The organism is Pseudomonas brassicacearum subsp. brassicacearum (assembly GCF_008801605.1).
GTDB classification, from domain to species: domain Bacteria; phylum Pseudomonadota; class Gammaproteobacteria; order Pseudomonadales; family Pseudomonadaceae; genus Aquipseudomonas; species Aquipseudomonas brassicacearum.
The window spans coordinates 466,569-492,720 of sequence record NZ_VZPJ01000001.1 but is presented as its reverse complement, the minus strand read 5'-3'; the positions used below and the strand labels follow the sequence as shown (position 1 = coordinate 492,720).

Genomic DNA, 26,152 nt, shown 5'->3' with positions numbered 1-26,152 from the left:
ACTGATACCGGGGATTTATTGGCGGTTGCCAAGCCTGCTTTTCTGTGTTCATTATTATTAGGTCAGCTATTTTTTTTGTTGTTGGACACAGATTGTTGAATAGGGCGCCAGAGGTAAATAAGCATTATGGAAACCCCACTTTCCAATTCCGGAAACCCGCCGCCGAAACCTCAGCAACGGGCACCGTTAGCCCTCAGTGGGCTGGACTTCAAACTGCTCAAAGTGTTCAAGGCCGTGGTCGAGGCAGGAGGCTTCAGTGCTGCGCAGAATGAGCTGAATGTGGGGTTGGCAGCCATCAGCAAACAGATTTCCGACCTGGAGATTCGTATTGGCATGCGCCTTTGCACGCGGGGTCGAGAGGGCTTTCACCTGACAGAAGAAGGGCGTCTGGTGTATCAGGCGTCAATAGATTTATTTGCCTCGGTCGACAACTTTCGCGACCGTCTTAGTTCTGCACAAAATGAACTTGTCGGTGATCTTGGTGTGGGGGTTATCGACAATACGATCTCCGACGATAATTCACCGTTAGTTGCCGCGCTTAAGCGTATAAATGAACAGTCGCCCAAGGTCAGGTTTCAACTTCAGGCCACGCAACTTGATGAGGTTGAAAGAGGTGTCGTCGAGGGGCGATTGGTGGCGGGAATTGTGCCGATTTATCAGAAGCGCGAAGAGTTTGATTACTACGCGTTATACGAAGAACGCTCGGAGGTTTATTGCGCGCTCGGCCACCCGCTGTTCTCCATGGCGGACGCGGACATGGGGGAAAATGTGCTCAAGGATTACGGGTGCATCAACCATCGCTACGCGATTCATCGCGACAAACTGAAATTTGCCCACTACGACAGCTTTTCCGCCTCGGCAACCCAGGTGGAGGCCGTTGCACTGCTGATCAAGACGGGGCGTTTCCTGGGGTTCCTGCCCCAGCATTACGCCGCGTCGATGGTGGCGCGGGGAGAGTTTCGCGCGGTGCGCCCGGACCTGTTCAACATCGTCACGCCGTTCAGTCTGATACTGCGCCATAACATTGTGCGCAGTCCCCTGGTCAAGGCATTTGCCCAGGCATTGGGCGTGGACTTAAAAGCCCCGGTTTGATTGTTTTTCGCGTTAAGCATTAACGGACACTGATGGCGAACAGAGCGATAGACCAGGCTTAAAGCTCCAGCATTTACAGCAATACTAACGCTGTACTATTGGGCCTATCTGTCGTGTCGACTGATTGAGTCCACAGCCGGTTGCTGTCAGTCAAAACGCGCCTATGGCTGAGCCTGCTTTCGCCTCGGATCGTCACAACGCTTAGACCCTCTTTTTATTTAGGCGGGACTTTAGGCGAGGTCCCCCCTGATCCGATCGTCAGACTGTCATTGCACGATTCATGGCGACAATTTGCTCATGTGTGAACTGACTGCCGGGAGCCATGAACTTGGCCAGAAGTGTGTCCCGGTTTTGAGGCGCTCTCATTTTATCAGCCGCACATAAGGCCGATTTAAGCTCTGGCAATGTGAGTTCCGTGCAGTACGCAGGCGTGCCTGGTTGCTGATGCCACGAGCTCTCAAGGCTGCCAGCGGCAAGCGCGGTGAAGCCGGTATCCTCGACAAGATCCTGCGCGATTGCCTCAGCCTTGATGTCATTCCCGGCTACAGGCAAGGCGATGCGCGCTAAAGACCCGGCGGGTTGGCCTTTGTCGGCAAGCGTCGCTGCGAGAACGGCGTTCCATGCCTTAACGACCGGGCGGCCAATTTGCTCGCTTACCCAGACACTCTCGGGTTTGCCGTCGTCAACCTCTTTGATCCCCCCGTCACGTCCTGGATAGTAATTGGATGTATCGATGACGACGACTTTCTCGGGAGCATTACTCAACGTCTGCTTGAGATCAGGGTATTTAGCGAAGGGGATCGAGAGGATAACAACGTCAACCTCGGACACAGCCTCTTCCTTGGTCACCGCCTGTACACCGATTTCGTTGGCGAGGTTCTGAATGCTCTGGGGGCCCTTCGAGTTTGCCAGTTTAACTTCATGGCCGCAGGCAGCGAGCTTACGGGCAAGGGTAGCCCCAATGTTGCCTGCGCCGATAATTCCGATTTTCATTTCAATAAACTCCTCACCTATCAACAACTATTCAGTTACCGCTTGGCTGGGTGTGCGAATGAATTAAGCGTGTCGCGAAGCGCCAGCAATTCTTCAGGCGTCAGCTGACAAGCGGATTCAATCTTTTCAGTCACTCCCCAAAGCTCATGCCGAAGTGCTTCGCCTGCGCGAGTGAGCGCGATGAGCACGCGACGCTCATCGGCTCGGTCACGCATTCGAGTCGCAACGCCAAGCTGCTCCATCCTCTTCAAAAGCGGCGTGATGGTGCCGGTGTCCATGCCGAGCTTTGTACCGAGATCTCCAGGTGCTACCGACACGGTTAACCTCATTCTGCCGGTGCTTTGTATCCCGCCAGCATGTTCAATACCTCATCATGCGCACCGTTCGCTTCAGCAAACCGCAATGGCTTGGCGCGTTCGACGACAAGCTCGCGTGGGGTCGGGGTGTTCTCGAGTAGCTCGAAGATTTCATTCAAGAACTCGTCCAAAGGCATGGCATGTTCGTCATTTTCCTGCCCAAGCAACGTGGTGCGCACACCCGGTGGCGCAAGCTCGATAACCTCGACTGACGAGTCCTCCAACTGCACGCGAAGACTTTGAGTGAACGAATGAACGGCCGCTTTGGTTGCGCTGTAGGTCGGTGTCGCAGGCAGCGGGACGAATGCCAGAGCCGAGCTGACATTGATGATCGTTGCGCTTGGCTGCTTGATCAGTTGGGGCGTGAAGGCATAGACCATGCGAATCGTGCCGAGCAAGTTCGTGGTCACGATGTCTTCGGCGGTGCTCAGGTTTTGCGGGTCAGTCAGATCCTCCCAGTGCATGATGCCAGCGTTGTTGATGAGCACGTTCAGATTCGGGTGACTGATCGCCAGCGCTTCGCTGGTGCGCTGTATGGATTGTGGATCGCAGACGTCCAGCAATACCGATTCAATACCTGGATGTTCCGACATGATCTTGTCGAGCAGCGCCTTGCGACGTCCCGCGATGATGACGTTGTTTCCCGCCTTGTGAAGCCTGAGCGCCAGGCCAAGGCCTATGCCTGAAGTGCTGCCAGTAACCAGAATCGTGTTGCCTGTGCTGTTCATAGTAAACTCCGGTAAGGGTATTCAAGCGGACAGGTGTCCACTTACAAAAAAACTACCGGACAACTGTCCGCTTTGCAATGCAGCGAAGGAAAAAACTTTGCCCAGGAATGACGAATTGGCGATGCGTTCTGACGCCAAGAAAAACCGAGAACGAATTCTGAAGGTCGCTGTGGCAGAGCTGACACTCGATCCTGCGGTCCCGCTGAGCGCGATTGCGAAGAAAGCCGGCGTGGGGCAGGGCACGTTCTATCGCCATTTCGCCAACAGAGAGGAGCTGGTATTCGAGGTCTACCAATTCGAGATGCAGCAAGTGGCCTCGTTGGCGGAACAACTGCTCGCCACAAAAACCCCTAAGGAGGCCCTCCGAGAGTGGATGGACTGCCTCGTTGAATATGCAATGACAAAGTCGGGACTTGCGGCCGCGATACGGCAAGCAGCCTCTACTTACGAGTTCCCAGGGAAGTCGGGATACGCGCCAGTCCAGGCAGCGGCCGAGTTGCTTTTGAGGGCTAATGAAAAGGCCGGAACGATTCGTAGCGGGGTTACCCACGACGACTTTTTTCTAGCCACTGCCGGAATATGGCAAGTAGATTCCCAGAGCGAATGGCGCTCACGTCTTGCCAGATTGATGGACCTGGTGATGGATGGGTTATGCGCTGGCAGCCCCGAAAGCCTGAAGAAGAGAGACGTGTAGCATTCAAGTTGGCGGTCGGCGAACAGCGTGCCTACAACGAGCGATGCAAAGGCGCTAGCATGAGTGCTTACTCATAGTAGGGAACATCATGAGAAACCTCCCTCCTTCTTCGAGCCTGCGGGCCTTTGAAGCCGCTACCCGGCACGCCACGTTCACTGCGGCAGCAGAGGAGTTGCATGTCACACAGAGCGCAGTGAGCCACCAGCTCAAGCATTTGGAGCAGCTCTGGGGATTGCAGCTGTTTCATCGCAGCAGCTCGCTGCACCTGACCTCGGCAGGAGCCGCGCTTGCACCCATCGTGCGGGAGTTCTTCATGAAGCTCGAGGCCACCCTGGCCGATTTGCGAGAGCAAAACGGCAGGCAGCGGCTGAGCGTCAGCACGACCTATTCCTTTGCCTTGAAGTGGTTACTGCCCAGGCTGCCGGATCTGGCGCAAGCACATCCGGAAATTCTGCTGACGCTGGACAGTACCGATAGTGCCATTAACTTCTCGACGACAGACCCGGACGTTGCGATCCGCCTGGGCAGCGGTCATTTCCCGTCGCTGTTTTCAGAGTTTCTGTTCCGCGAGCAGATTTTCCCTGTCGCCAGCCCGGCTTTGCTTGCGCGCTTTGGTACGCCCCAAACGGCCGCCGAATTGCTGCGCTATCCGCTGCTGACGCGCGATGGTGCAGCGCTGGTGCCGAAATGGGAGCAGTGGTTTGCCCAGGTGGGCGTCGAGGTCACGACTTTGAAGGAAAGCATTCGTTACGCAGACACCAACATGACCATCGAGGCGGCGCTGTTGGGACAAGGTATCGCGCTGGCACGCAGCGGGCATGTTGAGGCCGAGCTCAATGACGGCCGTCTTGAAAGACTTTTCGAACTGCCGTTCGCATCCCCTCTGGCGTATTACTTTGTCTGCCCCAAAGGGATCGAGACTCAACCTCATATTGCCAGCTTTCGTCGTTGGCTGGTCACGCAGGCCGTAGGTGTGCAACACGCTTATGCATGAGATTTTATTCATGCCTGGATGAAGAGACTTTGCTTTTATAGCCTGACTTGAGCGGTCTAGGATGATGCATGCCTTTACACATCATCTGCCTCGTCTTGTTCGCCGCGCTGCTGCACGCCAGTTGGAATGCCATGCTGCGCGGAGGCGCCGACCGTTTGTGGTCGATGACCATCATGTGCATGGCGATAGCCCTGGCGAGCGTCATCGTGGCGACGCTACTGCCTCCGCCCGCCCGTGCAAGCTGGTTCTGCGTCGGACTGTCCGCGGTGTTGCACGTGGGTTACAACCTGTTCCTGGTGCGCAGTTACAAGTCTGGAGACCTGGGCCAGACCTATCCCATCGCCCGCGGTGTCTCTCCAATCCTGATTGTCCTGGCCGCTTCGCTGTTCGCCGGTGAGCGTGTGGCGCCGAGTGGGCTGCTAGGCATTGCGTTGGTGTCGACTGGAATCATCTCGCTGGCCTATACCGGGCGCCGGCGGGCGTTGCCTGACTTGCCCTACGCATTGGGAACCGGTTGTTTCATTGCCGCTTACAGCGTGGTTGATGGCATAGGCGTTCGCCTCTCCGGGACGCCAGTGGCCTACACCGCCTGGATGTGCCTGTTGTGGGGCGTGATGATGCCTCTGGTTTATATCGGACTGCGGGATGCCCGAAGCCTCTTTGCCTTGCGGCCAGGTATCGCCGTGGCCTCCGCTGGCGGGCTGGTTTCATTGCTGGCCTACGGGGTCGTGATCTACGCCATGGCCCATGCACCGATGGGGGCGGTGTCCGCCCTGCGAGAAACCAGCGTCATGTTCGCCGCTTTGATCGGGTACGCCTTTCTTGGCGAAGCATTGACCTTGCGCAAGCTGCTGGCCTGCGCAGTCATTGCCCTCGGTACGCTGGTTATCGGTTGACGTTGCTTGTTTTCATTTAGCCGTGAGGATTGACCATGAATGATGATTCGCAAAAGCCAGTGATCCTGATCACCGGAGGCGGGCGCGGGATCGGGGCGGCGACTGCCATGCTGGCCGCTGAGCAAGGTTACGACGTCGTGCTGACCTACATCGCCGATCAAGCGTCGGCGTTGGCGGTGGCAGAACAGGTCGAGGCCAAGGGTGCCCGTGCCTTGGCGGTACGTGCCGATAACGCGGACCCGCTACAGATCGCTGAACTGTTCGCCACCGTTGACCAGCGCTTCGGACGAATAGATGTGCTGGTCAACAATGCCTCGATACTGGCACAGCAGTCTCGCTTGGAGGATCTTGGCTTCGAGCGCATGCAACGAATATTTGCGGTCAACACATTGGGCCCGATGCTCTGCGCGCAGCAGGCTACCCGGCGCATGGCCTATCGTTATGGCGGGCGTGGCGGTGCCGTCATCAACGTCTCCTCGGCGTCGGCCCGCCTCGGTAGCCCGAATGAATACGTGGACTACGCGGCGTCCAAGGGGGCGGTCGAAACGTTCACGACGGGCTATGCCAAGGAAGTGGCTCGGGAGGGTATTCGGGTCAACTGCGTTCGCCCCGGGCATATCTACACCCAGATGCATGCCAGTGGCGGAGAGCCGGGCAGAGTCGACCGGGTGAAGGAAACGATCCCGATGGGGCGTGGTGGCCAACCGGAGGAGGTGGCGCGGGCCATTCTCTGGTTGGCGGGCGCGGAGGCTTCGTTTGTGACGGGCACCTTCCTGGATGTGACCGGAGGGAAGTAGACCGGCTAGCAAGGTCGTTTTTCCAATAAAAGCGCCCGATTATTGCCGCTGCACCGCGGCCGGTCATGCCGTACTCGGCGTGGCATGACCGGGGCGCTTTGCGGACTACTTTTGCGCCATCAATGCCTTTCTTGCTGCCTTGTCGTGTTTCATGGCAGCGATTTCACGCTCGCAGGCCTCGACGTCGAACGAGTTGTCCCACTTGGCAATAGCGATGGTGCCAATGCCGTTACCGATCAAGTTGGTCACCGCCCGGGCTTCGTTCAGGAACCGGTCAATCCCCAAGAGCAAAACCAGGCCTACCAGAGGAATGGAGTGGATGGTTGTGAGCGTGGCAGCCAGCGTTACGAATCCCGCACCCGCCACGCCAGCCGAGCCTTTTGAGGTCAGCAGGAATACGCCCAGCAGAATCATCTGATCCACAAATGTCAGCGGCGTATTGGTCGCCTGGGCGATAAAGATGGCGGCCATGGTGAGATAGATGCAGGTGCCGTCCGCATTGAAGGTGTACCCGGTTGGCAACACCATGCCCACGACGGATTTTTTGCAGCCAAGCTTTTCAAGCTTCACCATCATTCGCGGCAGCACGGCTTCGGTTGAGCAAGTGCCAAGTGTGATGAGAATTTCATCTTTGAAATAACGAAGAAATTGCAGCAGCGGCATGCCCGACCATCGAGCAACCGTACCCAGCACGACCACGATGAAAATCAAGGTCGTGATGTAGAGCGCGACCAGCAACTGGCCGAGCGACAGCAAGGTACCAATTCCGTATTTGCCAATGGTGAAAGCCATGCCGGCACCGGCACCAATCGGAGCCAGGCGCATGACCATCGCCACGATCTTGAACAGGCCCTGCAGGAACAGATCAAGGGTGTTGATCAGTGGCTTGCTGGTTTCGCCCATTTGAACCAGTGCAACGCCCATCAATACCGAGAGCAGGATGACCTGGAGCATGACGCCGTTGGAGAATGCGCCGATGAAGGTTTGCGGGATGATATTGAGAAAGAAATCAATGGTGCCGCCTTGTGCACTGGCAGCTTGGCTGTATTTGCTGATGGCACCGCCATCAAGCGCACTGGCGTTGATGTTCATGCCGACGCCAGGCTTGACGATGTTGACCACAATAAGGCCAACGACCAGGGCGATGGTTGAAAGAATCTCGAAATAGATCAGCGCTTTTACGCCAATCCGTCCGACTTCTTTGATACAGCCCATCTTGGCGATACCGACAACGACCGTACCGAAAATAATCGGTGCCAACAGCATTTTGATCAGTTTGATGAAGCCATCGGCAAAGGGTTGGAGCTTGGCGCCGATGTCAGGCACGAAGTAACCGATTGCTGCACCGATCACGATGCCGATCAGCACTTGCACATACAGCTGGCTGTACCAGCGGGACTTGGAGATTTCCACGGGAGCACCTCATTTTATTTTTGTGATGGGCTGTGGCTTGGCGTCGAGAGGGGACACCGGGTGCTGCGGCCTCTTTCAGAGAGACCGCAGATCGGCGGTAGTCAGCCTTCGCCCAACTCACGCATGACGGCATACAAGGCGGACTTGGCTTCAAAGCCGACACCAGGAATATCCGGCAGGCCGACATAGCCGTTTTCCACGCGAATGCCGTCAGCGAAGCCGCCGAATGGCTGGAACACGTCCGGGTACGATTCGTTGCCGCCCAAATGCAGGCCCGCGGCGATGTTCAGGGACATCTGGTGCCCCCCGTGAGGCACTACGCGGCGCGAAGACCAGCCCATTTCCTCCATCACTTTCAGGGTGCGCATGTACTCCACGAGTCCGTAGGACAGGGCGCAGTCGAACTGGAGATAGTCGCGATCAGGGCGCATGCCGCCGTGGCGCAGCAGGTTGCGGGCGTCCTGGTGGGAGAACAGGTTTTCCCCGGTGGCCATGGGCAATTCATAGTGATTGGCGAGCTCGGCCTGGAGCGCATAGTCCAGCGGATCACCCACTTCTTCGTACCAGAAGAGGTTGTACTTCTTGATGGCTTCGGCGTAAGCAATACCGGTTTCGAGATCGAAGCGACCATTGGCATCGACCGCCAGTCGACGACCATCGCCTACGACTTCAAGGACCGCTTCGATGCGACGGATATCCTCGTCCAGTGGCACCGCACCGATCTTCATCTTGACGACGTCATAGCCACGATCCAGATAGCTCTGCATTTCTGCCTTGAGCTTGGTCTGATCCTTGCCAGGATAGTAGTAGCCGCCTGCTGCGTAGACCCAGACCTTGTCATCTGCCTCGCCGTTACGGTAACGGTCCGCCAGCAGGCGATAGAGCGGTTTGCCTTCGATCTTGGCGACCGCATCCCACACAGCCATGTCGATGGTGCCCACTGCGACCGAGCGCTCGCCATGACCGCCTGGCTTTTCGTTGGTCATCAGGGTTTTCCAGATGGCGAACGGATCCAGGTTGTTGTTTTCATGGTCGACGAGCGTATCTGGATCGGCTTCCGTGATACGCGCCAGGAAGCGATCACGCATCAGCGCGCCTTGCCCGTAGCGGCCGTTGGAGTTGAAGCCGTAACCGATGACGGGCTTGCCGTCGCGAATCACGTCAGTGATGACAGCGACGACCGAGCAGGTCATTTTTGAAAAATCGATATACGCGTTGGCAATGGGGGAGGCAATAGAAACAGTTTTTTCACGAATGTCTACGATGCGCATGACGGGGTCCTCTTGTTGTTTGTAGTCCCACGTTAGGCTTTGCGATGTCACCCGCCCAATGCTATTAATGCCGCACCCTATGCACAGGAGGCATGGCCCTTGGAACTCGTTTGGCTTGAGGATTTTTCAGCGCTTGCGGAGTACGGCAGCTTCGTTCGGGCAGCTGAGGCGCGGCACGTTACGCAGCCGGCATTCAGTCGCAGAGTGCGCTCGCTGGAGAGCTGGATGGGAGTGCAATTGTTCGTTCGAACGCCTCAGGGCGCGACGCTGACTGAAGCCGGGAGGCAAATTTTGCCAAGTGCCCAGGAGGCTGCCAGGCGCTTGTACAGAATGCGCAACGAGGCTCAAGAGGTTGCTGGGATGGCTGCCAGGTCGCTTCAATTTGCGGCAACGCATTCCCTGTCGTTTACATTTTTTCCCAGGTGGCTTCGAAGCTCGGAGAGCGGTGCCCCCATCGAGGCTGTGCAACTGCACTCCGATAGCATGGCTGTCTGTGAGCAGATGCTGATACATGGCCAGGTCCAGTTTCTACTCTGCCATCGCCATCCCGATGTTCCACCTTTGCTCGCCCCAGATCAGTTCATCGGCAAAAAGGTGGGTGAAGACGTTCTTGTTCCTCTGGCGAGTGCTTCTGCCAACTTCGGCACCTCGCCTGCGGCATTGCCATACCTGGCTTACACCCATGAGTCTGGACTGGGGCGTATCGTCGCCCACAGGCTGCGTGGCAAAGAAGATTACCTGCACCTCAAGCCACTTTTCAGCAGCCACCTTGCTGCGGTGCTGATGTCCATGGCCCTGGAAAGCAAAGGCGTGGCCTGGCTGCCCAAGAGTCTCACCGAGCAGGAAATGCTGGATGGACGCTTAGTCAGAGCGCTCGACGAAAGCTGGGATATACCGCTGGAAATTCATCTGACCCGTCCAACAGCGCCACTCAGTCAATCTGCCGAAGCGTTCTGGGCCCGGGTGGGGCCGTGACCCGGCGCGTTTCAGGTGACACGCTGCGTTGCCCAATAGTGATAGGAGGTGACGTGTCCGTCGCATGACTGCCTGGCGACACGTCAACGGACCCAGAAGGTCAAGGCAGTGAGGTTGGGTTGTACCGACTGACCTCGAACTCCTCCAGAGCATCCAGCAGCGCGTCGTTGAAGTATTGCTTCGAGGCGCGATCCCACAGGATATGAAAGGCCGGTGCCTCCACACTTCCCGTATGGATCACGATCACATTGATCCGCGCCGCCGATGTCTGCGCCACCGCCCCTGGCTTGAAGGCCGGGAAGCTGAGGTCGACCCCGCAGAGCTTGGCCATCACCTGGGCAATCGCACCTCCGCTGAGCACCAGGCAGGCGTGGCTGTCCTGGCGGGGCAGCAGGTAGTTGGCCTGGTGGTCGAGTTCCCAGCGCGCCTCTTCATCGGCAATCCGCTGACCCTGATCCTGGGGGCTGCCCAGCAACACATATTCGGTCTGTGACAGGCGCGCCACCCAGCTGCCGTCGGCCTGGGCGGTGGCGCGGTTGGGGGCGTCCGGCAGGGTGAAGCCGCGCGCTGTGAGGTACTCGGCACTGTGGCTGCCACGAAAGCCGACTCGGGGCAGGTCGGTCTGGTCGACCAGGTGGTACGGTTGCGTGAGTGTCTCGTGGTCTTTCAGACTGGTCATGGCTTAACCCTCCTGGCGTTGGTTGGTGGGGTCGAAGAAGGGCAGTTGCACCACTTCGGCCTGGACGATGATGCCGCCCTCGACGCGAATCGGAATGTGCTGTCCCGGGGCACTCTGCTCGATACCGGCGTAGGCCAGGCCGATGATTCGGCCCAGCGTCGTGGAGTATTCGCAGGAGGTGACGTTGCCGCTGATGTCCGGGCCGTTGAGTACCAGGTGGCCTTCCAGCGGTTGTACGCTGCCCTTGGGCAAGGAGAAACCCACCAGTTTGCGTTTCAGCGGTTGGGCTTCGAGGATGTCCACCGAGCGCCGGCCGACGAAGAATGGTTTGTTGCGGCTGACCGCCCAGCCCATGTCGATTTCCGCCGGATGGGTCATGCCGTCGGTGTCCTGACTGATGATCACGTGGCCTTTTTCCAGGCGCAGCAAACGTTGGGTTTCGACGCCGAAGGGGCGGATGTCATGGGCCTTGCCGGCCTCCATCAGCGCGTCCCAGAGCATGAGCCCGTGACGCGCCGGCACGTGGATTTCATAGCCCAGTTCGCCGACAAAACCCACGCGCAGCAAACGGGCCTTGATGCCCGCCACGGTGCCCTGGCGCACGCCCAGATAAGGAAACGCTTCGGCGCTCAGATCCAGGTCGGTGCAGACCTGCTCCAGCACTTTGCGCGAATCGGGCCCGGCGACGTTGACCGCGCAAATAGCCGCGGTGACGTTGGCGACGTCCACGTCGAGGCGCCATTGCGCGTTCCACTTGAGCATCTGCTGGTAGATCCGGTCGACACCACTGGTGGTGGCGGTGACGTAGAAGTGATTTTCGGCCAACCGCGCGCAGACACCGTCGTCGATCACCACCCCGTGCTCGTTGGTCATCAGCGCATAGCGGGAGCGGCCGACCGGTTGCTTGAGGAAGGCAAAGGTGTACATGCGGTTGAGCAGCTCGGCGGCGTCCGGGCCGCGCACATCCAGGCCACCGAGGGTCGAGACATCAATGATGCCGACCTTGTTGCGCACGTGCAGGGCTTCGGCCTGCATGCAGGCTTCGCGATCCTTAGCGTTGCCATAGTAGGCCGGGCGTTGCCAGATGCCCGCAGGCATCATCTTCGCGCCAGCTTGCAGGTGACGAGCGTGCATCGGCGTTTGCCGGTACGGATCGAACGCGCGACCGGCGACATGCGCCAGTTTTTCGGCCACAAACGGCGGCCGTGCCGTGGTCACTCCGGTTTCGCTGATGTTGCGTTGGGTGGCCCACGCCACCAGCCGGGCGGTCGGCAGCGCCGAGTGACGACCCTGAGACGGGCCCATGCCGACGGTGGAGTAGCGCTTGACCAGTTGCACGTCGCGATAGCCGATCTTGGTCGCGTTGACGATGTCGGCCACTTGCAGATCCTCGTCGAAGTCGACGAAGTCCTTGCCTTTGGGATGCGGGAAGATCGGCCAATTGAAGTTGACCCGGGCTTCACCGCTGAACGATGCGCGTTGCGTGCCGACTGTCAGGCCCAGCGCGAGGGCGGCTTCGGCACCGGCATTCACGCCATCGGCAATCACGTTATCCAGCTGATGACGACCGTTGACCGAGCCGGCGATATTCAGATTCCGTGGCAGGCCGCTGAGCGTGAACTCGGCACGTTGATCGTCGTAGGCCAGTTTGCCGCCGGCCTGGCACAGCAGTTGATAGACCGGCATGTAACCGGCGGACATGCACAGTAAGTCGCACGCCAGATATTGCCCGCTTTCGGCGACCTGGCCCTGTGCGGTGATCTGGCGCACATCGACGCCGTTGATGTGGCGCATGCCTTTCTCGTGCAGGGCCTCATAGACGGTGCTGTTGCCCTGGTGGTAGATCTTGCGTTGCGCCAGTGCGCGTAGCAGGGATTCGTCCGAAGGCCCTTGGCGCAGGTCCACCACCGCGACGACATCGACGCCCTGGTCATGCAGGTCCAGCGCGGCGAGGTAACCGTCATCGTTGCCCGTCAGCACCACGGCGCTGTTACCCGGTTTGACCGCATACAGCTTCATCAGCCGTTGCGCGGCGCTGGTCAGCATCACGCCCGGCAGGTCGTTGTTGCGAAAGATCACCGGCTGATCGAACGCGCCGCTGCAAACCAGGCATTGGCGAGCGCGCACTTTGTACAGGCGTTTGCCCTGGATCACCGGCAGGTAGTTATCGGTGAACCAGGCGTTGCACGTGGCTTCGGTCAGGATCTGGATATTGGCGTGTTGCTCGACCGCCGCGAGCAGTTCGCGGCGCAGGTTTTCAGCCTTGTTGCCGTCGATATCGAAGCGGGCGTAGGTGAGCGACCCGCCGAGAATCGGCTGTTGTTCGATGAGCAACACCCTGGCCCCCGCGTTGGCGGCGGTCAGGGCTGCGTGCAGCCCGGCGGGACCGGCACCGATCACCGCCACGTCGGTAAACAGGTAGGCCTTGTCGTAGTACTCAGGCTGGAACTTCAGGTCGAGCACACCGAGACCGGCCTTCTTGCGAATGATCGGCTCCCAGACCTTCCACATGCCCTTGGGCTTATAGAACGAGCGGTAGTAGAAGCCCACCGGCATGAATCTGGAGAACTTGCCCAGGTAGGCGTCGCGGTCGTTATCCAGCGAGCCGTTGACGTTCTGCGCCGTCACCTGCAACCCCGCGGACAAGGCGTGAGCATCGGCCAGCACATTGGGTTCCTGGGGCAGTTGCACCAGGCTGTTGGCATCCTGGCCGGCCATGGTCAGCGGGCCGCGCGGGCGGTGGTATTTGAACGAGCGGGAGATCAGGAAACGCCCGTTGGACAACAGGGCGCTGGCGATACTGTCGCCTTGCAAGCCTTGGTAGTGCTGCCCGTCGAAACTGAAATCCAGCGGCTGATCGCGGTTGATCAGCAGGCCCATGGGGGCGGGTAGGCGATTCATCCTGCGATCTCCTTGGGGGCGGCGTTGAATTCGACACGGCTGCTGAAGAGCTCCTTGGGATCGAAGGTCCGCAGGATTTCGTCAGTGACGGTGTGCCGCTCCGCGAGAAACCAGTAGCTGGAGGGGTTGTGCATCCACCACTCGCGCACCACGCCGGCGAGGTTGTCGGTGTTGAACACGTAATCAGCCCATTCGCCGTCGCTGCACGTAACCGGGTCGGGCATGGGTTTGAGTTCACCGCCATAGGTAAACTCGCTGATATTGCGCGGCCCGTTGAGCGGGCAAGTCATGATTTTCATAGTCCGCTCTCCGTCAGTGACTGGCCGCCGTAGCGCCCATTTCGTTGACTTGCTGGAAGGTCGAGAAACGTTCGAGGCCGAACGGCTTGATCAGGTCTGGCACCTTGCCGCCGCTGGCGACCAACTCGGCCATGGTCTTGCCGCAGATCGGCGTGGCCTTGAACCCCCAGGTGCCCCAGCCCGCGTCGAGGTAGTAATTCTTCACCGGCGACAGGCCCATGATCGGACTGTAGTCCGGGGTCATGTCGGTGATCCCGGCCCATTGGCGCATCAGCTTGGCGTTGGCCAGGAACGGGAACATCTCGATGGCATGGGCCAGCAGGCTCTCCTTCAGATCGAGCGTGGAGCGGGTATTGAACAGCGGATAGGGGTCGGAGCCGCCGCCAAACACCACCTCGCCACGACTCGTTTGCTGCACATAGCAGTGCAGGGCAGAGGAACTCACCAGCGGATCGAGGAACGGCTTGAACGGCTGGGTGACCATCGCTTGCAGCGGGAAGGTCTGGATCGGCGACCGGATTCCGGCCTTGGCCATCAGCAATGAACTGTGCCCGGCAATCGCCTGCACCGCGCAACCACACTTGATGGTGCCGCGGTTGGTCTTGACGGCGGTGATGGCGCCATTCTCGATGATCAGGTCCTGGACTTCGGTGAGCTGATGGATTTCCACACCGCGCTTGGCGGCTTGTTTGGCGTAGCCCCAGGCCACGGCGTCGTGGCGCGCGGTGGCGCCGTCGATGTGCCACAGGCCGGCGAGCACCGGCAAGTGGCCGGGATCGAGGTTGAGGCTGGGCACCAGTTCGCGGATCTGCTGGCGGTCGATCATCTCGGTGCGACCGCCGAAGTGCTTGTTGACCTCGGCCCGCTGGCGGAACGAGCGCACCGTGGCATCGGTGTGGGCCAGGGTCAGTTGGCCGCGCTCGGAATACATGATGTTGAAATCGAATTCGTTGGACAGCGACTGGAACATCCGCACCGACTCGGCATAAAAGCGCACGCCTTCGCTGGTCAGGTAGTTGGAGCGGATTACCGCCGTGTTGCGTGCGGTATTGCCGCCGCCCAGGTAGGACTTCTCCAATACCGCGACATTGGTGATGCCGTGGTACTTGGCCAGGTAATAAGCGGTGGCCAGGCCGTGGCCGCCGGCACCGATGATCACCACGTCATAGCTCGATTTGAGTTCCCGTGGTGGTGGCAGATCCACTTCCACCGGGTACTCCGAACTCAGCCCGTATTTCAATAGATTGAATGGCATAAGGCCTCCGATTGGCTGCGTAGGGCCCGGTGTTGTGCAAGGGCTGCGGTGACGGTGTTTTTCATCAGGAAGGCAATGGTCATCGGGCCGACACCACCGGGTACCGGGGTGATCGCCGCGACGTGCGCCAGGGCGCTGTCGAAGTCGACGTCGCCCACCAGACGGCTGCGGCCATCGTCGTCGATACGGTTGATGCCAACGTCGATCACCACGGCGCCAGGCTTGAGCCAACTGGCGTCGATCAACCGCGGGCGACCCACCGCAGCGATGACGATGTCGGCCTGCCGGCACAGCGCCTGGGGATCCGGGCTGCGCGAATGCAGGACGGTCACCGAGCAGTCGGCTTGCAGCAACAACGCGGCCATGGGTTTGCCGACGATGTTCGAGCGGCCGATCACCACTGCGTGCTTGCCGCGCAGATCGCCGCAGGTTTGTTCCAGCAAATACAAACAACCACTGGGGGTGCAAGGCGCGAGTACCGTGCGACCCTGGCTGAGGCCGCCGACGTTCTGACTGTGGAACCCATCGACGTCCTTGTCCGGCGCGATAGCCTCCAGTGCCCGCAATTCATCGATATGGGCAGGCAGCGGCAGTTGCAGGAGAATACCGTGGATCGAGCGATCGGCATTCAGTCGAGCGATCAGGATGAGTAGCTGTTCAGTGCTGGTGTCCGCAGGCAGCCGATGTTCCAGCGAGCGGATACCCACCTCTTCGGCGCGCAGGATCTTGTTGCGCACGTAGACCTGGCTGGCCGGGTCGCTGCCCACCAGGATCACCGCCAGTGCCGGTTCAATGGCCTGCTCGCGCAGGCGCACCACGTCCTCGCGGACCTGTATCAGCACGCGGGCGGCGCTGGCTTTGCCGTCGATCAGTTTGTGCGTGTTCACCGGAAGATCACCGTTCTGTCCTGGTTGAGGAAAACCCGGTGCTCCAGGTGGTACTTGACCGCCTTGGACAGGGCGACGGTTTCGGTGTCACGGCCGGTGGCCACGAGATCGTCGGGCAGATAGACATGATCGACGCGCTGCACTTCCTGCTCGATGATCGGTCCTTCATCGAGGTCGCTGGTGACGTAGTGAGCGGTGGCGCCAATGAGCTTCACGCCACGCTGGTAGGCCTGGTGATACGGCTTGGCGCCTTTGAAACCTGGCAAGAACGAATGGTGAATGTTGATCGCCCGCCCCGAGAGTCGCTTGCACAGGTCATCGGAGAGGATTTGCATGTAGCGCGCCAACACCACGAGTTCGGTGCCGGTGTCGTCGACGATCTTCATCAGTTCGGCTTCCTGCCGGGCCTTGGTGTCCTGGGTCACCGGCAGGTAGATGAAGCGAATGCCTTCGCGTTCGGCCATGGGGCGCAGGTCGAGGTGGTTGGAAACGATGGCGGTGATGGTCATGTCCATCTCGCCCTTGTGGTAGCGGTAGAGCAGGTCGGTCAGGCAGTGGTCGAACTTGCTGACCATCAACAACACGCGCATCGGCTCGCGGGTGTCGTGCAGTTCCCAGGTCATCTCGAACGCCCTGGCGACGTCGGCGAAACCGTCCTTGATCTGTTGAATGTTGCCCTGATGACCGTCGTTGAAGCGGAACACCGCACGCATGAAAAACCGGCCGCTGAAATCATCATCGAATTGCGCCATCTCCCCGATGTAGCAACCGTTGTCCGCCAGGTAAGTGGTGACGGCCGCGACGATGCCGGACACCGCGGGACAGGTGATCTTGATGATGAAATGGTTTTTTTCGTGTTGCATGACACGTCCTCGGGATGATGGCGGCAGTTCATCGCATAGCGAAAAATGTCTGAGGACAGCAGGCTCATTCCTTGAGCGTATTTTCTTGTAAGGAATAAAATATTCCTGAAGTGGCTTTATAGGGGAGTGGAGGCGGGACGTCTAGGGGGTTGGGAAAGTTTTTTAACTGAGGGGAATTTTTTGTGAGGGGCGGCGACTCGTTTCCGTCGGTCGAACGCGGTCAAAAATGTGGGAGCGGGCTTGCTCCCACAGGTTGATCTTCATGCTTCGGGAGGGGGGCGTTATTCTTTGTCGTTGCCGTAGTTCATGATCGACAAAAGCCGGATAGGCACCTGCACCAGTTGCTCGGGGCCATGGGGGATTTCGCCTTCGAACGTCAGGCTGTCGCCAGCCTCCATGCGGTAAAGCTGATTGCCGTGGCGATAGATCAGTTCACCTTCCAGCAGGTGAAGGAATTCGGTGCCGGGGTGAGAGAAGGTCGGAAACTCTTCACTCGCGTCATCCATGCTGACCATGTAGGCCTCGAAGCTTTTCTTCGGCCCGCGGGTGTGGTTGAGCAGATGGTAGGTATGGCCTTTCTCGGTGCCACGGCGCACCACTTCCATGCCCTGGTCAGCCTTGACCAATAGCGCACTGCCGTCTTGCTGGTCGTATTCGCTGAACAACTTGGACAGTGGCAGGCCGAGCACGTCGCACAGGCGGCTCAGGGTATCGAGACTGGTGGACACCTGGGCGTTTTCGATCTTGCTCAACATGCCTTGGCTGATATCGGCGATCTTGGCCACGTCAGACAATTTCAGATCCTGAGCCTGGCGCTGGCGCTTGATCTGCAATCCCAGGTATTGCTCAAGCTTGAGGCGCGGGGCGGTTTCGGTCGACATAGTCATCAATCCTGCACACTTTCCGTTCAGTAATATTAGTTTCGCACTGAGAAAGTGCAAATAGCGGCGTTCCGCTCGCGTCTGTCGAGCGATATTCCCACGGGGAAAAGAATTTTCCCATATATACAGCACAAAAGCGCTTTCTGAAGACCGTCGGCGCTTCACTCGCGAATCTGGCAAGGGCCTTGCATTCCTATTGGGAAACTAACTTTCTTTTTAGGAATAAAAAGTCAGTCCAGGCCCATCCACAATGTTTTGCCCTTTCGCGAGGAGTGACGAGCAATGTTGCCAGCAGAAACCCAGCGCATCATCGACAAGCACGCAATCAAGTACGTGCTTGCGCAGTTTGTGGATATACACGGGGCGGCCAAAACCAAATCGGTGCCTATCTGTGGGCTCAAGACCGTTGCCGAAGAGGGGGCTGGTTTTGCCGGATTCGCGATCAGCGGCATGGGCATGGAGCCCCACGGGCCGGACTTCATGGCCCGTGGCGACCTGTCCACCCTGACCCCGGTGCCCTGGCAGCCGGGATACGGGCGAGTAGTGTGCATCGGCCACGTCGACGGCAAGCCGCATCCATACGACAGCCGTTATGTGTTGCAGCAACAAGTGCAGCGCCTGGCAGAAAAGGGTTGGACGCTCAACACCGGCCTGGAGCCCGAGTTCAACCTGATGCGCCGCGACGAGCACGGCAAACTGCAACTGGTGGACCTCAGCGACAACCTGGACAAGCCTTGCTACGACTACAAAGGCCTGTCGCGCTCCCGCGTTTTCCTTGAGCGGCTGACCGAAGCCTTGCAGGCCGTGGATTTCGAGGTCTATCAAATCGACCACGAGGACGCCAACGGCCAGTTCGAGATCAACTACACCTACAGCGACGCCATGACCTCGGCGGATCGCTTCACGTTTTTCCGCATGGCCGCCGGTGAAATCGCCAATGACCTGGGCATGATCTGCTCGTTCATGCCCAAGCCGGACCCGAAACGCGCCGGCAACGGCATGCATTTTCATCTGTCGATCAGCAGTGCCGAAAACAAAAACCTGTTCCATGACGCCAGCGACCCCAGCGGCATGGGCCTGTCGAAAATGGCTTATCACTTTGCCGCCGGCTTGCTGGCCCATGGTCCGGCGCTGTGTGCCTTCGCCGCGCCGACGGTCAACTCCTACAAGCGTCTGGTGGTCGGCAATTCGTTGTCCGGCGCGACCTGGGCGCCGGCCTTTATCGCCTTCGGCGCCAACAACCGTTCGGCCATGGTGCGGGTGCCTTACGGCCGCCTGGAATTCCGCCTGCCGGACGCTGGCTGCAATCCCTATCTGGTCAGCGCCGCGATCATCGCCGCCGGCCTGGATGGCATCGATCGCCAGTTGGAAATCGACCACGTCTGCAATGAGAACCTCTACAGCCTGAGCCTGGAACAGATCGCCGCGAGGGGCATCAAGACCCTGCCGCAATCGCTCAAGGAAGCCTGTGACGCCCTGGAGGCCGACCCGCTGTTCGCCGAGGTGCTGGGCCCGCAGATCGTGGGCGAGTTCATCAAGCTCAAGCGCATGGAATGGGTGGAATACAGCCGCCACGTCTCCGACTGGGAGATCCAGCGCTACACCGAATTTTTCTGACCCTCAGTGTTTTGACAACCATTCGGGCACCCGGCACGGCGTCGAGTGTTCAGTGCCTTCGAAGGAGACTTTGTTATGTGTGGGATCGTAGGTCTTTACTTGAAAAACCCGCAGCTGGAATCCCAGCTCGGCAAGCTGTTCGAACCCATGTTGCAGGCCATGACCGACCGTGGGCCGGACAGTGCCGGGTTTGCCATCTATGGCGATGAAGTGGCGGACGGTTGGGTCAAGCTGACCCTGCAGGCAACCACCGAAGGCTTCGATTGGAAAGCCCTGATGGGCGAACTGGAAGGGCGTCTCGGCTGTTCGCTGGACTGGTTTCAGAACGCCAGCGCTGCCGTGCTCAAAGTCAATGCCCAAGAGGCGCCGGTACGTCTGGCCCTCGCCGAACTGGCGCCGAGCGTGCGCATCATGAGCGCTGGCCAGAGCATCGAAATCCTCAAGGGCATGGGCTTGCCCCAGGAAATTTCCCAACGTTTCGGCCTGGCCGGCATGAAGGGCAGCCATATCATCGGCCACACCCGCATGGCCACTGAAAGCGCGGTGACCATGGAAGGCAGCCATCCGTTTTCTACCGGCGCCGACCTGTGCCTGGTGCACAACGGCTCGCTGTCGAATCACTTCCGCCTGCGGCAGGAACTCAAGCGCGAAGGCATTCACTTCGAGACCGACAACGACACCGAAGTGGCCGCCGGCTACCTGACCTGGCGCCTGCAGCAGGGCGATTCATTGAAAGAAGCGCTGGATCACTCGCTGGAAGATCTGGACGGTTTCTTCACCTTCGCCATCGGCACCCGCAACGGTTTTGCCGTGATCCGCGACCCGATTGCCTGCAAGCCGGCGATCCTCGCCGAGACCGACGATTACGTCGCCATGGCGTCCGAGTATCAGGCCTTGTCGAGCCTGCCGGGCATCGAACACGCCAAGGTCTGGGAGCCGGCACCGGCCACCATGTACATCTGGGAACGCGAGTCAGCTTAAGGAGCGCACACATGAAAACCATCGACCTTTCCACGGCCACCGTGCGTGAACTCAATCAGGCGTTGCACGACCAGGTCAACAGCGTTGAAGAGCGCGAATGGGTGGTGACTCATTCGGACGGCAAGCACAACCTCGCGGTCGGGGTGAACGAAGTGCTGTCCATCGATATTCAGGGGCACGCCGGCTACTACTGCGCGGGCATGAATCAAAAGGCCTCGATCACCGTTCACGGCAATGTCGGCGTCGGTTGCGCCGAGAACATGATGTCGGGCTACGTCCGCGTCAAAGGCAGCGCCTCCCAGGCGGCCGGTGCCACGGCCCATGGCGGGCTGCTGGTGATTGAAGGGGATGCCGGCGCGCGTTGCGGCATTTCCATGAAGGGCATCGACATTGTCGTGGGCGGCAGCATCGGTCACATGAGCTGCTTCATGGGCCAGGCCGGGCGTCTGGTGGTCTGCGGCGATGCCGGTGATGCGCTGGGCGATTCCTTGTACGAGACCCACATCTACGTGAAGGGCAATGTGGAGTCCCTGGGTTCCGATTGCGTCGAGAAAGAGATGCGCGCCGAGCACCTCCAGGAGCTCCAGGACCTGTTGAACCGTGCCGGTTTCGCGCACAAGGCGGCTGACTTCAAGCGCTACGGTTCGGCCCGTCAGTTGTACAACTTCAAAGTCGATAACGCGTCCGCGTACTGATCCGCGCGAGGAGAACAGATATGAGCGACCCCATCAGCCAAAAAACGGCTCCGGTACTGCGCGAGTCAGCCACCTTCGACCGCCTGACCATCCAGGAAATCCAGCGTGCCGCCGAGACCGGCATCTACGATATTCGCGGCGGCGGCACCAAGCGCAAACTGCCGCACTTCGATGATTTACTGCTGCTCGGCGCCAGTGTTTCGCGTTACCCGTTGGAAGGTTATCGGGAGAAGTGCGGCACCGACGTGATCCTCGGCAACCGCTTTGCCAAGAAGCCGATCCACCTGAAGATTCCGGTGACCATTGCCGGCATGAGTTTCGGTGCGTTGTCGGCCAATGCCAAGGAAGCCCTGGGCCGTGGCGCGACCATCGCGGGCACCAGCACCACCACCGGCGACGGCGGCATGACCCCGGAGGAGCGCGGCCAGTCACAGCATTTGGTCTATCAGTACTTGCCGTCGCGCTACGGCATGAATCCGGACGATTTGCGCAAGGCTGACGCGATTGAAATCGTCCTGGGGCAGGGCGCCAAACCTGGTGGCGGCGGTATGTTGCTGGGGATGAAAGTCACCGAGCGTGTAGCCGGCATGCGTACCTTGCCCATCGGTGTGGACCAGCGCAGCGCTTGCCGTCACCCGGACTGGACCGGCCCGGATGACCTGGCGATCAAGATTGCCGAGCTGCGCGAAATCACCGATTGGGAAAAACCGATCTACGTGAAAATCGGCGCCAGCCGGCCGTACTACGACGTCAAGTTGGCCGTGAAGGCCGGGGCGGATGTGATTGTGCTCGATGGCATGCAAGGCGGCACGGCGGCGACCCAGGAAGTGTTTATCGAACACGTGGGGATTCCGATTCTGTCGGCCATCCCGCAAGCGGTACAGGCTTTGCAGGAGATGGGCATGCATCGCAAGGTCCAGCTGATCGTTTCCGGCGGGATTCGCAACGGTGCCGACGTCGCCAAGGCGATGGCGCTGGGGGCGGATGCGGTGGCCATCGGCACCGCCGCGCTGATCGCGCTGGGCGACAACCACCCGCGCCTGGACGAGGAACTGAAGAAAATCGGCTCGGCCGCCGGTTTCTACGATGACTGGCAGAACGGTCGCGACCCGGCCGGGATCACCACCCAGGACCCGGAATTGTCCAAGCGACTGGATCCGGTGGAGGGCGGCCGCCGCTTGGCCAACTACCTGCGCGTGTTGGTGCTGGAAGCCCAGACCATGGCCCGGGCTTGCGGCAAGTCGCACCTGCACAACCTCGATCCCGAGGATCTGGTGGCGCTGACGGTGGAGTCGGCGGCCATGGCGCGGGTGCCGTTGGCGGGGACCAACTGGGTTCCGGGTTCAGGTACCGGTTACTGACCAAAACCTGTGGGAGCGAGCTTGCTCGCGATGACGGTGGCACAGTCAAAACTGCTGCAAGCTGACCCACCGCTATCGTGAGCAAGCTCGCTCCCACAAAGTCCTGTTCGTGACATTTACATACGAGAGGCCGAAAAGGCCCGTATCTCATTCTTTATTGCTCGCTGCCCGACACCCACCTTTCTTTGCAGGAGCTTTGAACATGGTCAATCGTCTTCTCGGCAAATCCTTTCTCGGCTTATTGGCGGCCGGCGCACTTGCGCCATTGGCCCAGGCCGCCGATGCACCCACGTTGAACACCGGCAGCACCGCCTGGATGGTCACTGCCGCGGTGTTGGTGTTATTCATGTGTCTACCGGGTCTCGCCTTGTTTTACGGCGGCCTGGTTCGCGCAAAGAACATGCTTTCGCTGTTCACTCAGTGTTTCGGTATCGCCGGCCTGGTCGGCGTGTTGTGGGTGATCTATGGCTACAGCATGGTGGTCGACAGCACCGGCATGATTGAGGGGCAGGTGACGTTCAACAGTTTCGTCGGTGGTTTGAGCCGGGCCTTCCTGGCGGGCATGACCCCGGAGAGCCTGGTGGGGGATATTCCGGAGGGCGTGTTCGTGACCTTCCAGATGACCTTCGCGATCATTACCCCGGCGCTGATTGCCGGTGCATTTGCCGAACGCATGAAGTTTTCGGCGGCGCTGTGGTTCATGGCGTTGTGGTTCACCCTGGTGTATGCCCCGGTGGCGCATATGGTCTGGGGTGGTGCGGGCGCGTTGATGCATAACTGGGGGGTACTCGATTTCGCCGGAGGCACCGCCGTGCACATCAATGCCGGCGTCGCCGCTTTGGCCGCCTGCCTGATCCTCGGCAAGCGCAAGGGCTATCAGAACACGCCGATGCCAGCCCACAACCTGAGCCTGACCATGGCCGGTGCGGCGATGCTCTGGGTGGGGTGGTTCGGCTTCAACATCGGTTCCGGCGGTGGCCTCAACGGCACGTCTGGCATCGTCATGCTCAATACCCAGTTGGGGGCCTGCGCCGGCATTCTCGGCTGGATGTTCACCGAGTGGTTCAAGGTTGGAAAACCTAGCGCTCTGGGCCTCGCCAGTGGTGCCTTGGCCGGTCTGGTCGGCATTACCCCTGCGTGTGCCTATGTCGGCGTCGGCGGTGCGTTGGCCATCGGTTTGCTGTGTGGGGTGTTCTGCTACTTGAGCGTCACCGTGCTCAAGCGTCGCTTTGGTTATGACGACAGCCTCGACGTATTTGGCCTGCACGGTATTGGCGGGATGATTGGCGCGGTGCTGACTGGGGTGTTCTGCGTGCCGTCGGTGGGAGGATTGGTCGAAGGTGTGACCATGGGGGCCCAGGTCGTGGCGCAAATCAAAGGCGTGTTGCTGACGACGGTCTACTGCTTTGTCATCAGTTGGCTCATTCTCAAGGTGATCAACGCGGTGATCGGCTTGCGTGCCAATGAGTCGGTGGAGGAGATGGGGCTGGACCTGGCTGAACACAACGAGCGTGCCTACAACCACTGATCGTTGCTGTTGATCGACAGGGTTCACCTTCGAGTGTTCACTTGGAAAAAGTGGTGCTGTATCTGCTTGCTTTGGTGTGTATATCCGTTGCTGCGGTAACGGCGGCTTATGGTTCCGCTCTTACAGCAGGTCACTTTTGGAAGAGCCGGGAGCCGGACCAGCCAAAAGTAACCAAAAGCGCCTTGCCCCACCACTCGGCACCTCGCCTAGGCTCGGTGTGCCCTCACTCCGGCATTGCCCCGTGGGCCGCCGCGAAGGGCCATCCATGGCCCAGCGCGGCTACCTCGGCATCCATGCCGAGGTGCCCACTCCACAATGCCTGCGTTCGGCCAGCGTGGTTAACGGGGCGCCGAGATCAAAATCCAAAGCAAAGCAAGAGCCTATGTGGCTGAACCACCGCCATCGCGAGCAGGCTCGTTCCCACAATGGTCCTGCTGTGAACACAAGACTCAAGAAAACCCAAGATCCCTTGTGGGAGCGAGCTTGCTCGCGATGAGGCCCGCACATCCAACATCACCGCAAACTGACCCACCGTCTTCGCGAGCAAGCCCGCTCCCACAGGGGAACGCGATCACCCAGAGCCAGGTCGGCTATCAGGCCGCCTCGGTTCTGTTTTTGATCTGGGGCGCCCCGTTAACCACGCTGGCTGAACGAAGGTATTGCGCAGTGGGCAACCCGGCATGGATGCCGGGTTAGCCGCGCTGGGCCATGGATGCCCCTTCGCGGCGGCCCACGGAGCAATGCCTTCGTTCAGGCACACCGAGCCTAAGCGAGGTGCCGAGTGGTGGGGCAAAAGCGTTTTACTTTTGACTGGGCCGGCTCCCGGGCTTTTCAAAAGTGAGCCGCTGTAAAAGCGGAACCCTAAGTAGCCGTTACCGCAGCAACGGATATACACACCATCCTCACGTAAAAAGCATGCCTCTCGGAACAGAAACTCAAAATCTCCGGGAACGCTCAAGTGAACAGCATTACACCCTCGAACGGGCCGTACGCGTTGTGCTCAACTCACCACCAGACGGCTAGCAGATGCCAGCCCACGGGCGTGCTGCAACTGGCTGGCGATCAGGGTGTTCTTGAGCAGATAAGCAATGGTCATCGGCCCGACGCCACCGGGTACCGGCGTGATCGCGCTGGCGACGGTGCGCGCGCTGGCGTAGTCGACATCGCCCACCAGATGGCTGCCGGATTCGTCGGTAATACGATTGATCCCGACATCGATCACCACCGCCCCAGGCTTGAGCCAACTGGCATCGATCAGCGCTGGACGGCCTACCGCTGCGACGACGATATCGGCCAGTCGACACAACGCCGGGGCATCGACGCTGCGTGAGTGGACCACGCTGACCGAGCAATGAGCCTGCAACAGCAGGGTCGCCATGGGTTTGCCGACGATGTTCGAGCGCCCGACGACCACGGCGTGCAGGCCGCTCACATCACCGCAGGTTTCCTGCAGCAGACGCATGCAGCCGCTGGGCGTGCAGGGCGTAAGGACTTCTATGCCTTGCACCAGGCCGCCGACGTTTTCCCGATGAAAACCGTCCACGTCCTTGATCGGGTCGATGGCATGAATGACGGCCGCCTCGTCGATATGCCCCGGCAATGGCAACTGCACCAGAATGCCATTCACCGTGGCATCGGCGTTCAGTTGGGCAATCAGTTCCAGCACCTGGCGCTGGCTGGTGTTTTCAGCCAGACGGTACTCCAGTGAGCGGATGCCGACGTCCTTGGCTCGCAGCAGCTTATTGCGCACGTAAACCTCGCTGGCCGGGTCTTCACCCACCAACAGTACCGCCAGGGCAGGGTAAATGTGCTGCTGCGCCAGGGTCAGAACCTCTTCTCGAACCTCGTCGAGAACCCGGGCGGAGATGGCCTTGCCGTCGATGTCGCGGGCAAGTGCGGGGGTGGTGCTGATCAAAAGAGTCACCGTTGTCTTGATGGATAGAGGGCCGAAATAATCATCGAGGCGTCGTTGCACCTCGATGATTCATCAGGGATC

At 59.6% G+C, this 26,152-nt stretch carries 24 protein-coding genes; 11 read left to right on the top strand and 13 right to left on the bottom strand.

From position 1 onward, the window contains the following. Window positions 1-126: 126 nt before the first annotated feature. Window positions 127-1,092, top strand: a complete 966-nt coding sequence (locus tag F7R20_RS02165) for a LysR family transcriptional regulator (RefSeq protein ID WP_003200532.1) — start codon at window positions 127-129, stop codon at window positions 1,090-1,092. A 258-nt stretch (window positions 1,093-1,350) separates the two neighbouring features. On the opposite strand, the gene F7R20_RS02160 is transcribed toward F7R20_RS02165, so the two are convergent. The 3 genes from F7R20_RS02160 to F7R20_RS02150 are packed head-to-tail and all read right to left on the bottom strand — an operon-like array spanning window position 1,351 to window position 3,169. Continuing rightward, a complete protein-coding gene (locus tag F7R20_RS02160; RefSeq protein ID WP_311195853.1) occupies window positions 1,351-2,091 on the bottom strand; it encodes an NADPH-dependent F420 reductase in 741 nt (246 codons plus the stop codon). A 29-nt stretch (window positions 2,092-2,120) separates the two neighbouring features. Beyond that, entirely contained in the window at window positions 2,121-2,402 is a 282-nt protein-coding gene (locus tag F7R20_RS02155; RefSeq protein WP_223528550.1) for a MarR family winged helix-turn-helix transcriptional regulator, read from the bottom strand. A gap of 8 nt (window positions 2,403-2,410) precedes the next feature. Beyond that, window positions 2,411-3,169 (bottom strand): SDR family oxidoreductase, encoded by a 759-nt coding sequence (locus F7R20_RS02150; RefSeq protein ID WP_003200537.1) that lies wholly within the window; start codon window positions 3,167-3,169, stop codon window positions 2,411-2,413. A gap of 121 nt (window positions 3,170-3,290) precedes the next feature. Between F7R20_RS02150 and F7R20_RS02145 the strand changes: the two genes are divergently transcribed. The 4 genes from F7R20_RS02145 (at window position 3,291) to F7R20_RS02130 (ending at window position 6,550) form a co-directional block, all read left to right on the top strand. Next, entirely contained in the window at window positions 3,291-3,863 is a 573-nt protein-coding gene (locus F7R20_RS02145) for a TetR/AcrR family transcriptional regulator (protein ID WP_028236570.1), read from the top strand. 88 nt (window positions 3,864-3,951) lie between these two features. Beyond that, a complete protein-coding gene (gene gcvA / locus F7R20_RS02140) occupies window positions 3,952-4,857 on the top strand; it encodes a transcriptional regulator GcvA (protein WP_003200542.1) in 906 nt (301 codons plus the stop codon). Between the two features lie 68 nt (window positions 4,858-4,925). Continuing rightward, window positions 4,926-5,753, top strand: a complete 828-nt coding sequence (locus F7R20_RS02135; protein ID WP_003200546.1) for a DMT family transporter — start codon at window positions 4,926-4,928, stop codon at window positions 5,751-5,753. 35 nt (window positions 5,754-5,788) lie between these two features. Continuing rightward, complete coding sequence (locus tag F7R20_RS02130; protein WP_003200548.1) at window positions 5,789-6,550, top strand: SDR family oxidoreductase; 762 nt, start codon at window positions 5,789-5,791, stop codon at window positions 6,548-6,550. Window positions 6,551-6,655: 105 nt separating this feature from the next. On the opposite strand, the gene dctA is transcribed toward F7R20_RS02130, so the two are convergent. Further along, a complete protein-coding gene (gene dctA, locus F7R20_RS02125) occupies window positions 6,656-7,963 on the bottom strand; it encodes a C4-dicarboxylate transporter DctA (RefSeq protein ID WP_003200550.1) in 1,308 nt (435 codons plus the stop codon). Window positions 7,964-8,064: 101 nt separating this feature from the next. Further along, window positions 8,065-9,234, bottom strand: a complete 1,170-nt coding sequence (locus F7R20_RS02120; RefSeq protein ID WP_003200552.1) for a mandelate racemase/muconate lactonizing enzyme family protein — start codon at window positions 9,232-9,234, stop codon at window positions 8,065-8,067. 99 nt (window positions 9,235-9,333) lie between these two features. On the opposite strand from F7R20_RS02120, the gene F7R20_RS02115 reads away from it, so the two are divergent. Continuing rightward, window positions 9,334-10,209: a LysR family transcriptional regulator gene (locus tag F7R20_RS02115; protein ID WP_003200555.1), complete on the top strand. Its 876-nt coding sequence runs from the start codon at window positions 9,334-9,336 to the stop codon at window positions 10,207-10,209. A gap of 100 nt (window positions 10,210-10,309) precedes the next feature. Here the strand turns inward: F7R20_RS02115 and F7R20_RS02110 are convergent, their stop codons facing one another. From F7R20_RS02110 to F7R20_RS02080, 7 genes are all read right to left on the bottom strand, one after another. Further along, window positions 10,310-10,888, bottom strand: a complete 579-nt coding sequence (locus F7R20_RS02110) for a sarcosine oxidase subunit gamma (RefSeq protein WP_003200557.1) — start codon at window positions 10,886-10,888, stop codon at window positions 10,310-10,312. A gap of 3 nt (window positions 10,889-10,891) precedes the next feature. Next, window positions 10,892-13,789 (bottom strand): 2Fe-2S iron-sulfur cluster-binding protein, encoded by a 2,898-nt coding sequence (locus F7R20_RS02105; protein ID WP_003200559.1) that lies wholly within the window; start codon window positions 13,787-13,789, stop codon window positions 10,892-10,894. Then, entirely contained in the window at window positions 13,786-14,088 is a 303-nt protein-coding gene (locus tag F7R20_RS02100) for a sarcosine oxidase subunit delta (RefSeq protein WP_003200561.1), read from the bottom strand. The genes F7R20_RS02105 and F7R20_RS02100 overlap by 4 nt, the downstream gene beginning before the upstream one ends. A 13-nt stretch (window positions 14,089-14,101) precedes the next feature. Next, window positions 14,102-15,343: an FAD-dependent oxidoreductase gene (locus tag F7R20_RS02095; RefSeq protein ID WP_003200563.1), complete on the bottom strand. Its 1,242-nt coding sequence runs from the start codon at window positions 15,341-15,343 to the stop codon at window positions 14,102-14,104. Next, complete coding sequence (gene folD, locus F7R20_RS02090) at window positions 15,325-16,230, bottom strand: bifunctional methylenetetrahydrofolate dehydrogenase/methenyltetrahydrofolate cyclohydrolase FolD (RefSeq protein WP_003200565.1); 906 nt, start codon at window positions 16,228-16,230, stop codon at window positions 15,325-15,327. The genes F7R20_RS02095 and folD overlap by 19 nt, the downstream gene beginning before the upstream one ends. Next, the gene (gene purU / locus F7R20_RS02085) at window positions 16,227-17,093 is read right to left on the bottom strand and encodes a formyltetrahydrofolate deformylase (protein WP_003200567.1); all 867 of its coding nucleotides are present in this window, start codon (window positions 17,091-17,093) and stop codon (window positions 16,227-16,229) included. The genes folD and purU overlap by 4 nt, the downstream gene beginning before the upstream one ends. Window positions 17,094-17,374: 281 nt before the next feature. Continuing rightward, window positions 17,375-17,974 carry a helix-turn-helix domain-containing protein gene (locus tag F7R20_RS02080; protein WP_003200568.1) on the bottom strand — a complete coding sequence of 200 codons (600 nt, stop codon included), beginning with the start codon at window positions 17,972-17,974 and terminating at the stop codon, window positions 17,375-17,377. Between the two features lie 282 nt (window positions 17,975-18,256). Here F7R20_RS02080 and glnT point away from each other — a divergent pair, with 282 nt between their 5' ends. The 5 genes from glnT to F7R20_RS02055 all read left to right on the top strand — a co-directional run bounded on the left by glnT (window position 18,257) and on the right by F7R20_RS02055 (window position 24,156). Continuing rightward, window positions 18,257-19,591 carry a type III glutamate--ammonia ligase gene (gene glnT / locus F7R20_RS02075; protein ID WP_003200570.1) on the top strand — a complete coding sequence of 445 codons (1,335 nt, stop codon included), beginning with the start codon at window positions 18,257-18,259 and terminating at the stop codon, window positions 19,589-19,591. A gap of 75 nt (window positions 19,592-19,666) precedes the next feature. Then, entirely contained in the window at window positions 19,667-20,572 is a 906-nt protein-coding gene (locus tag F7R20_RS02070) for a class II glutamine amidotransferase (RefSeq protein ID WP_003200573.1), read from the top strand. A gap of 11 nt (window positions 20,573-20,583) precedes the next feature. Further along, complete coding sequence (locus F7R20_RS02065) at window positions 20,584-21,267, top strand: GltB/FmdC/FwdC-like GXGXG domain-containing protein (protein ID WP_003200575.1); 684 nt, start codon at window positions 20,584-20,586, stop codon at window positions 21,265-21,267. A gap of 20 nt (window positions 21,268-21,287) precedes the next feature. Then, window positions 21,288-22,628: an FMN-binding glutamate synthase family protein gene (locus F7R20_RS02060; RefSeq protein ID WP_003200577.1), complete on the top strand. Its 1,341-nt coding sequence runs from the start codon at window positions 21,288-21,290 to the stop codon at window positions 22,626-22,628. 202 nt (window positions 22,629-22,830) lie between these two features. After that, entirely contained in the window at window positions 22,831-24,156 is a 1,326-nt protein-coding gene (locus tag F7R20_RS02055) for an ammonium transporter (RefSeq protein WP_003200579.1), read from the top strand. Window positions 24,157-25,156: 1,000 nt separating this feature from the next. On the opposite strand, the gene F7R20_RS02045 is transcribed toward F7R20_RS02055, so the two are convergent. Then, window positions 25,157-26,071 (bottom strand): bifunctional 5,10-methylenetetrahydrofolate dehydrogenase/5,10-methenyltetrahydrofolate cyclohydrolase, encoded by a 915-nt coding sequence (locus F7R20_RS02045; protein WP_028236568.1) that lies wholly within the window; start codon window positions 26,069-26,071, stop codon window positions 25,157-25,159. Window positions 26,072-26,152: the final 81 nt, after the last annotated feature.

Bases quoted from the DNA above. Each gene is read 5' to 3' on its own strand.
- F7R20_RS02165 (WP_003200532.1), top strand. From the start codon at position 127: ATGGAAACCCCACTTTCCAATTCCGGAAACCCGCCGCCGAAACCTCAG.
- F7R20_RS02150 (WP_003200537.1), bottom strand. From the start codon at position 3,169: ATGAACAGCACAGGCAACACGATTCTGGTTACTGGCAGCACTTCAGGC.
- F7R20_RS02145 (WP_028236570.1), top strand. From the start codon at position 3,291: ATGCGTTCTGACGCCAAGAAAAACCGAGAACGAATTCTGAAGGTCGCT.
- gcvA (WP_003200542.1), top strand. From the start codon at position 3,952: ATGAGAAACCTCCCTCCTTCTTCGAGCCTGCGGGCCTTTGAAGCCGCT.
- F7R20_RS02135 (WP_003200546.1), top strand. From the start codon at position 4,926: ATGCCTTTACACATCATCTGCCTCGTCTTGTTCGCCGCGCTGCTGCAC.
- F7R20_RS02130 (WP_003200548.1), top strand. From the start codon at position 5,789: ATGAATGATGATTCGCAAAAGCCAGTGATCCTGATCACCGGAGGCGGG.
- F7R20_RS02120 (WP_003200552.1), bottom strand. From the start codon at position 9,234: ATGCGCATCGTAGACATTCGTGAAAAAACTGTTTCTATTGCCTCCCCC.
- F7R20_RS02110 (WP_003200557.1), bottom strand. From the start codon at position 10,888: ATGACCAGTCTGAAAGACCACGAGACACTCACGCAACCGTACCACCTG.
- F7R20_RS02105 (WP_003200559.1), bottom strand. From the start codon at position 13,789: ATGAATCGCCTACCCGCCCCCATGGGCCTGCTGATCAACCGCGATCAG.
- F7R20_RS02100 (WP_003200561.1), bottom strand. From the start codon at position 14,088: ATGAAAATCATGACTTGCCCGCTCAACGGGCCGCGCAATATCAGCGAG.
- F7R20_RS02095 (WP_003200563.1), bottom strand. From the start codon at position 15,343: ATGCCATTCAATCTATTGAAATACGGGCTGAGTTCGGAGTACCCGGTG.
- purU (WP_003200567.1), bottom strand. From the start codon at position 17,093: ATGCAACACGAAAAAAACCATTTCATCATCAAGATCACCTGTCCCGCG.
- F7R20_RS02080 (WP_003200568.1), bottom strand. From the start codon at position 17,974: ATGTCGACCGAAACCGCCCCGCGCCTCAAGCTTGAGCAATACCTGGGA.
- glnT (WP_003200570.1), top strand. From the start codon at position 18,257: ATGTTGCCAGCAGAAACCCAGCGCATCATCGACAAGCACGCAATCAAG.
- F7R20_RS02070 (WP_003200573.1), top strand. From the start codon at position 19,667: ATGTGTGGGATCGTAGGTCTTTACTTGAAAAACCCGCAGCTGGAATCC.
- F7R20_RS02065 (WP_003200575.1), top strand. From the start codon at position 20,584: ATGAAAACCATCGACCTTTCCACGGCCACCGTGCGTGAACTCAATCAG.
- F7R20_RS02060 (WP_003200577.1), top strand. From the start codon at position 21,288: ATGAGCGACCCCATCAGCCAAAAAACGGCTCCGGTACTGCGCGAGTCA.
- F7R20_RS02055 (WP_003200579.1), top strand. From the start codon at position 22,831: ATGGTCAATCGTCTTCTCGGCAAATCCTTTCTCGGCTTATTGGCGGCC.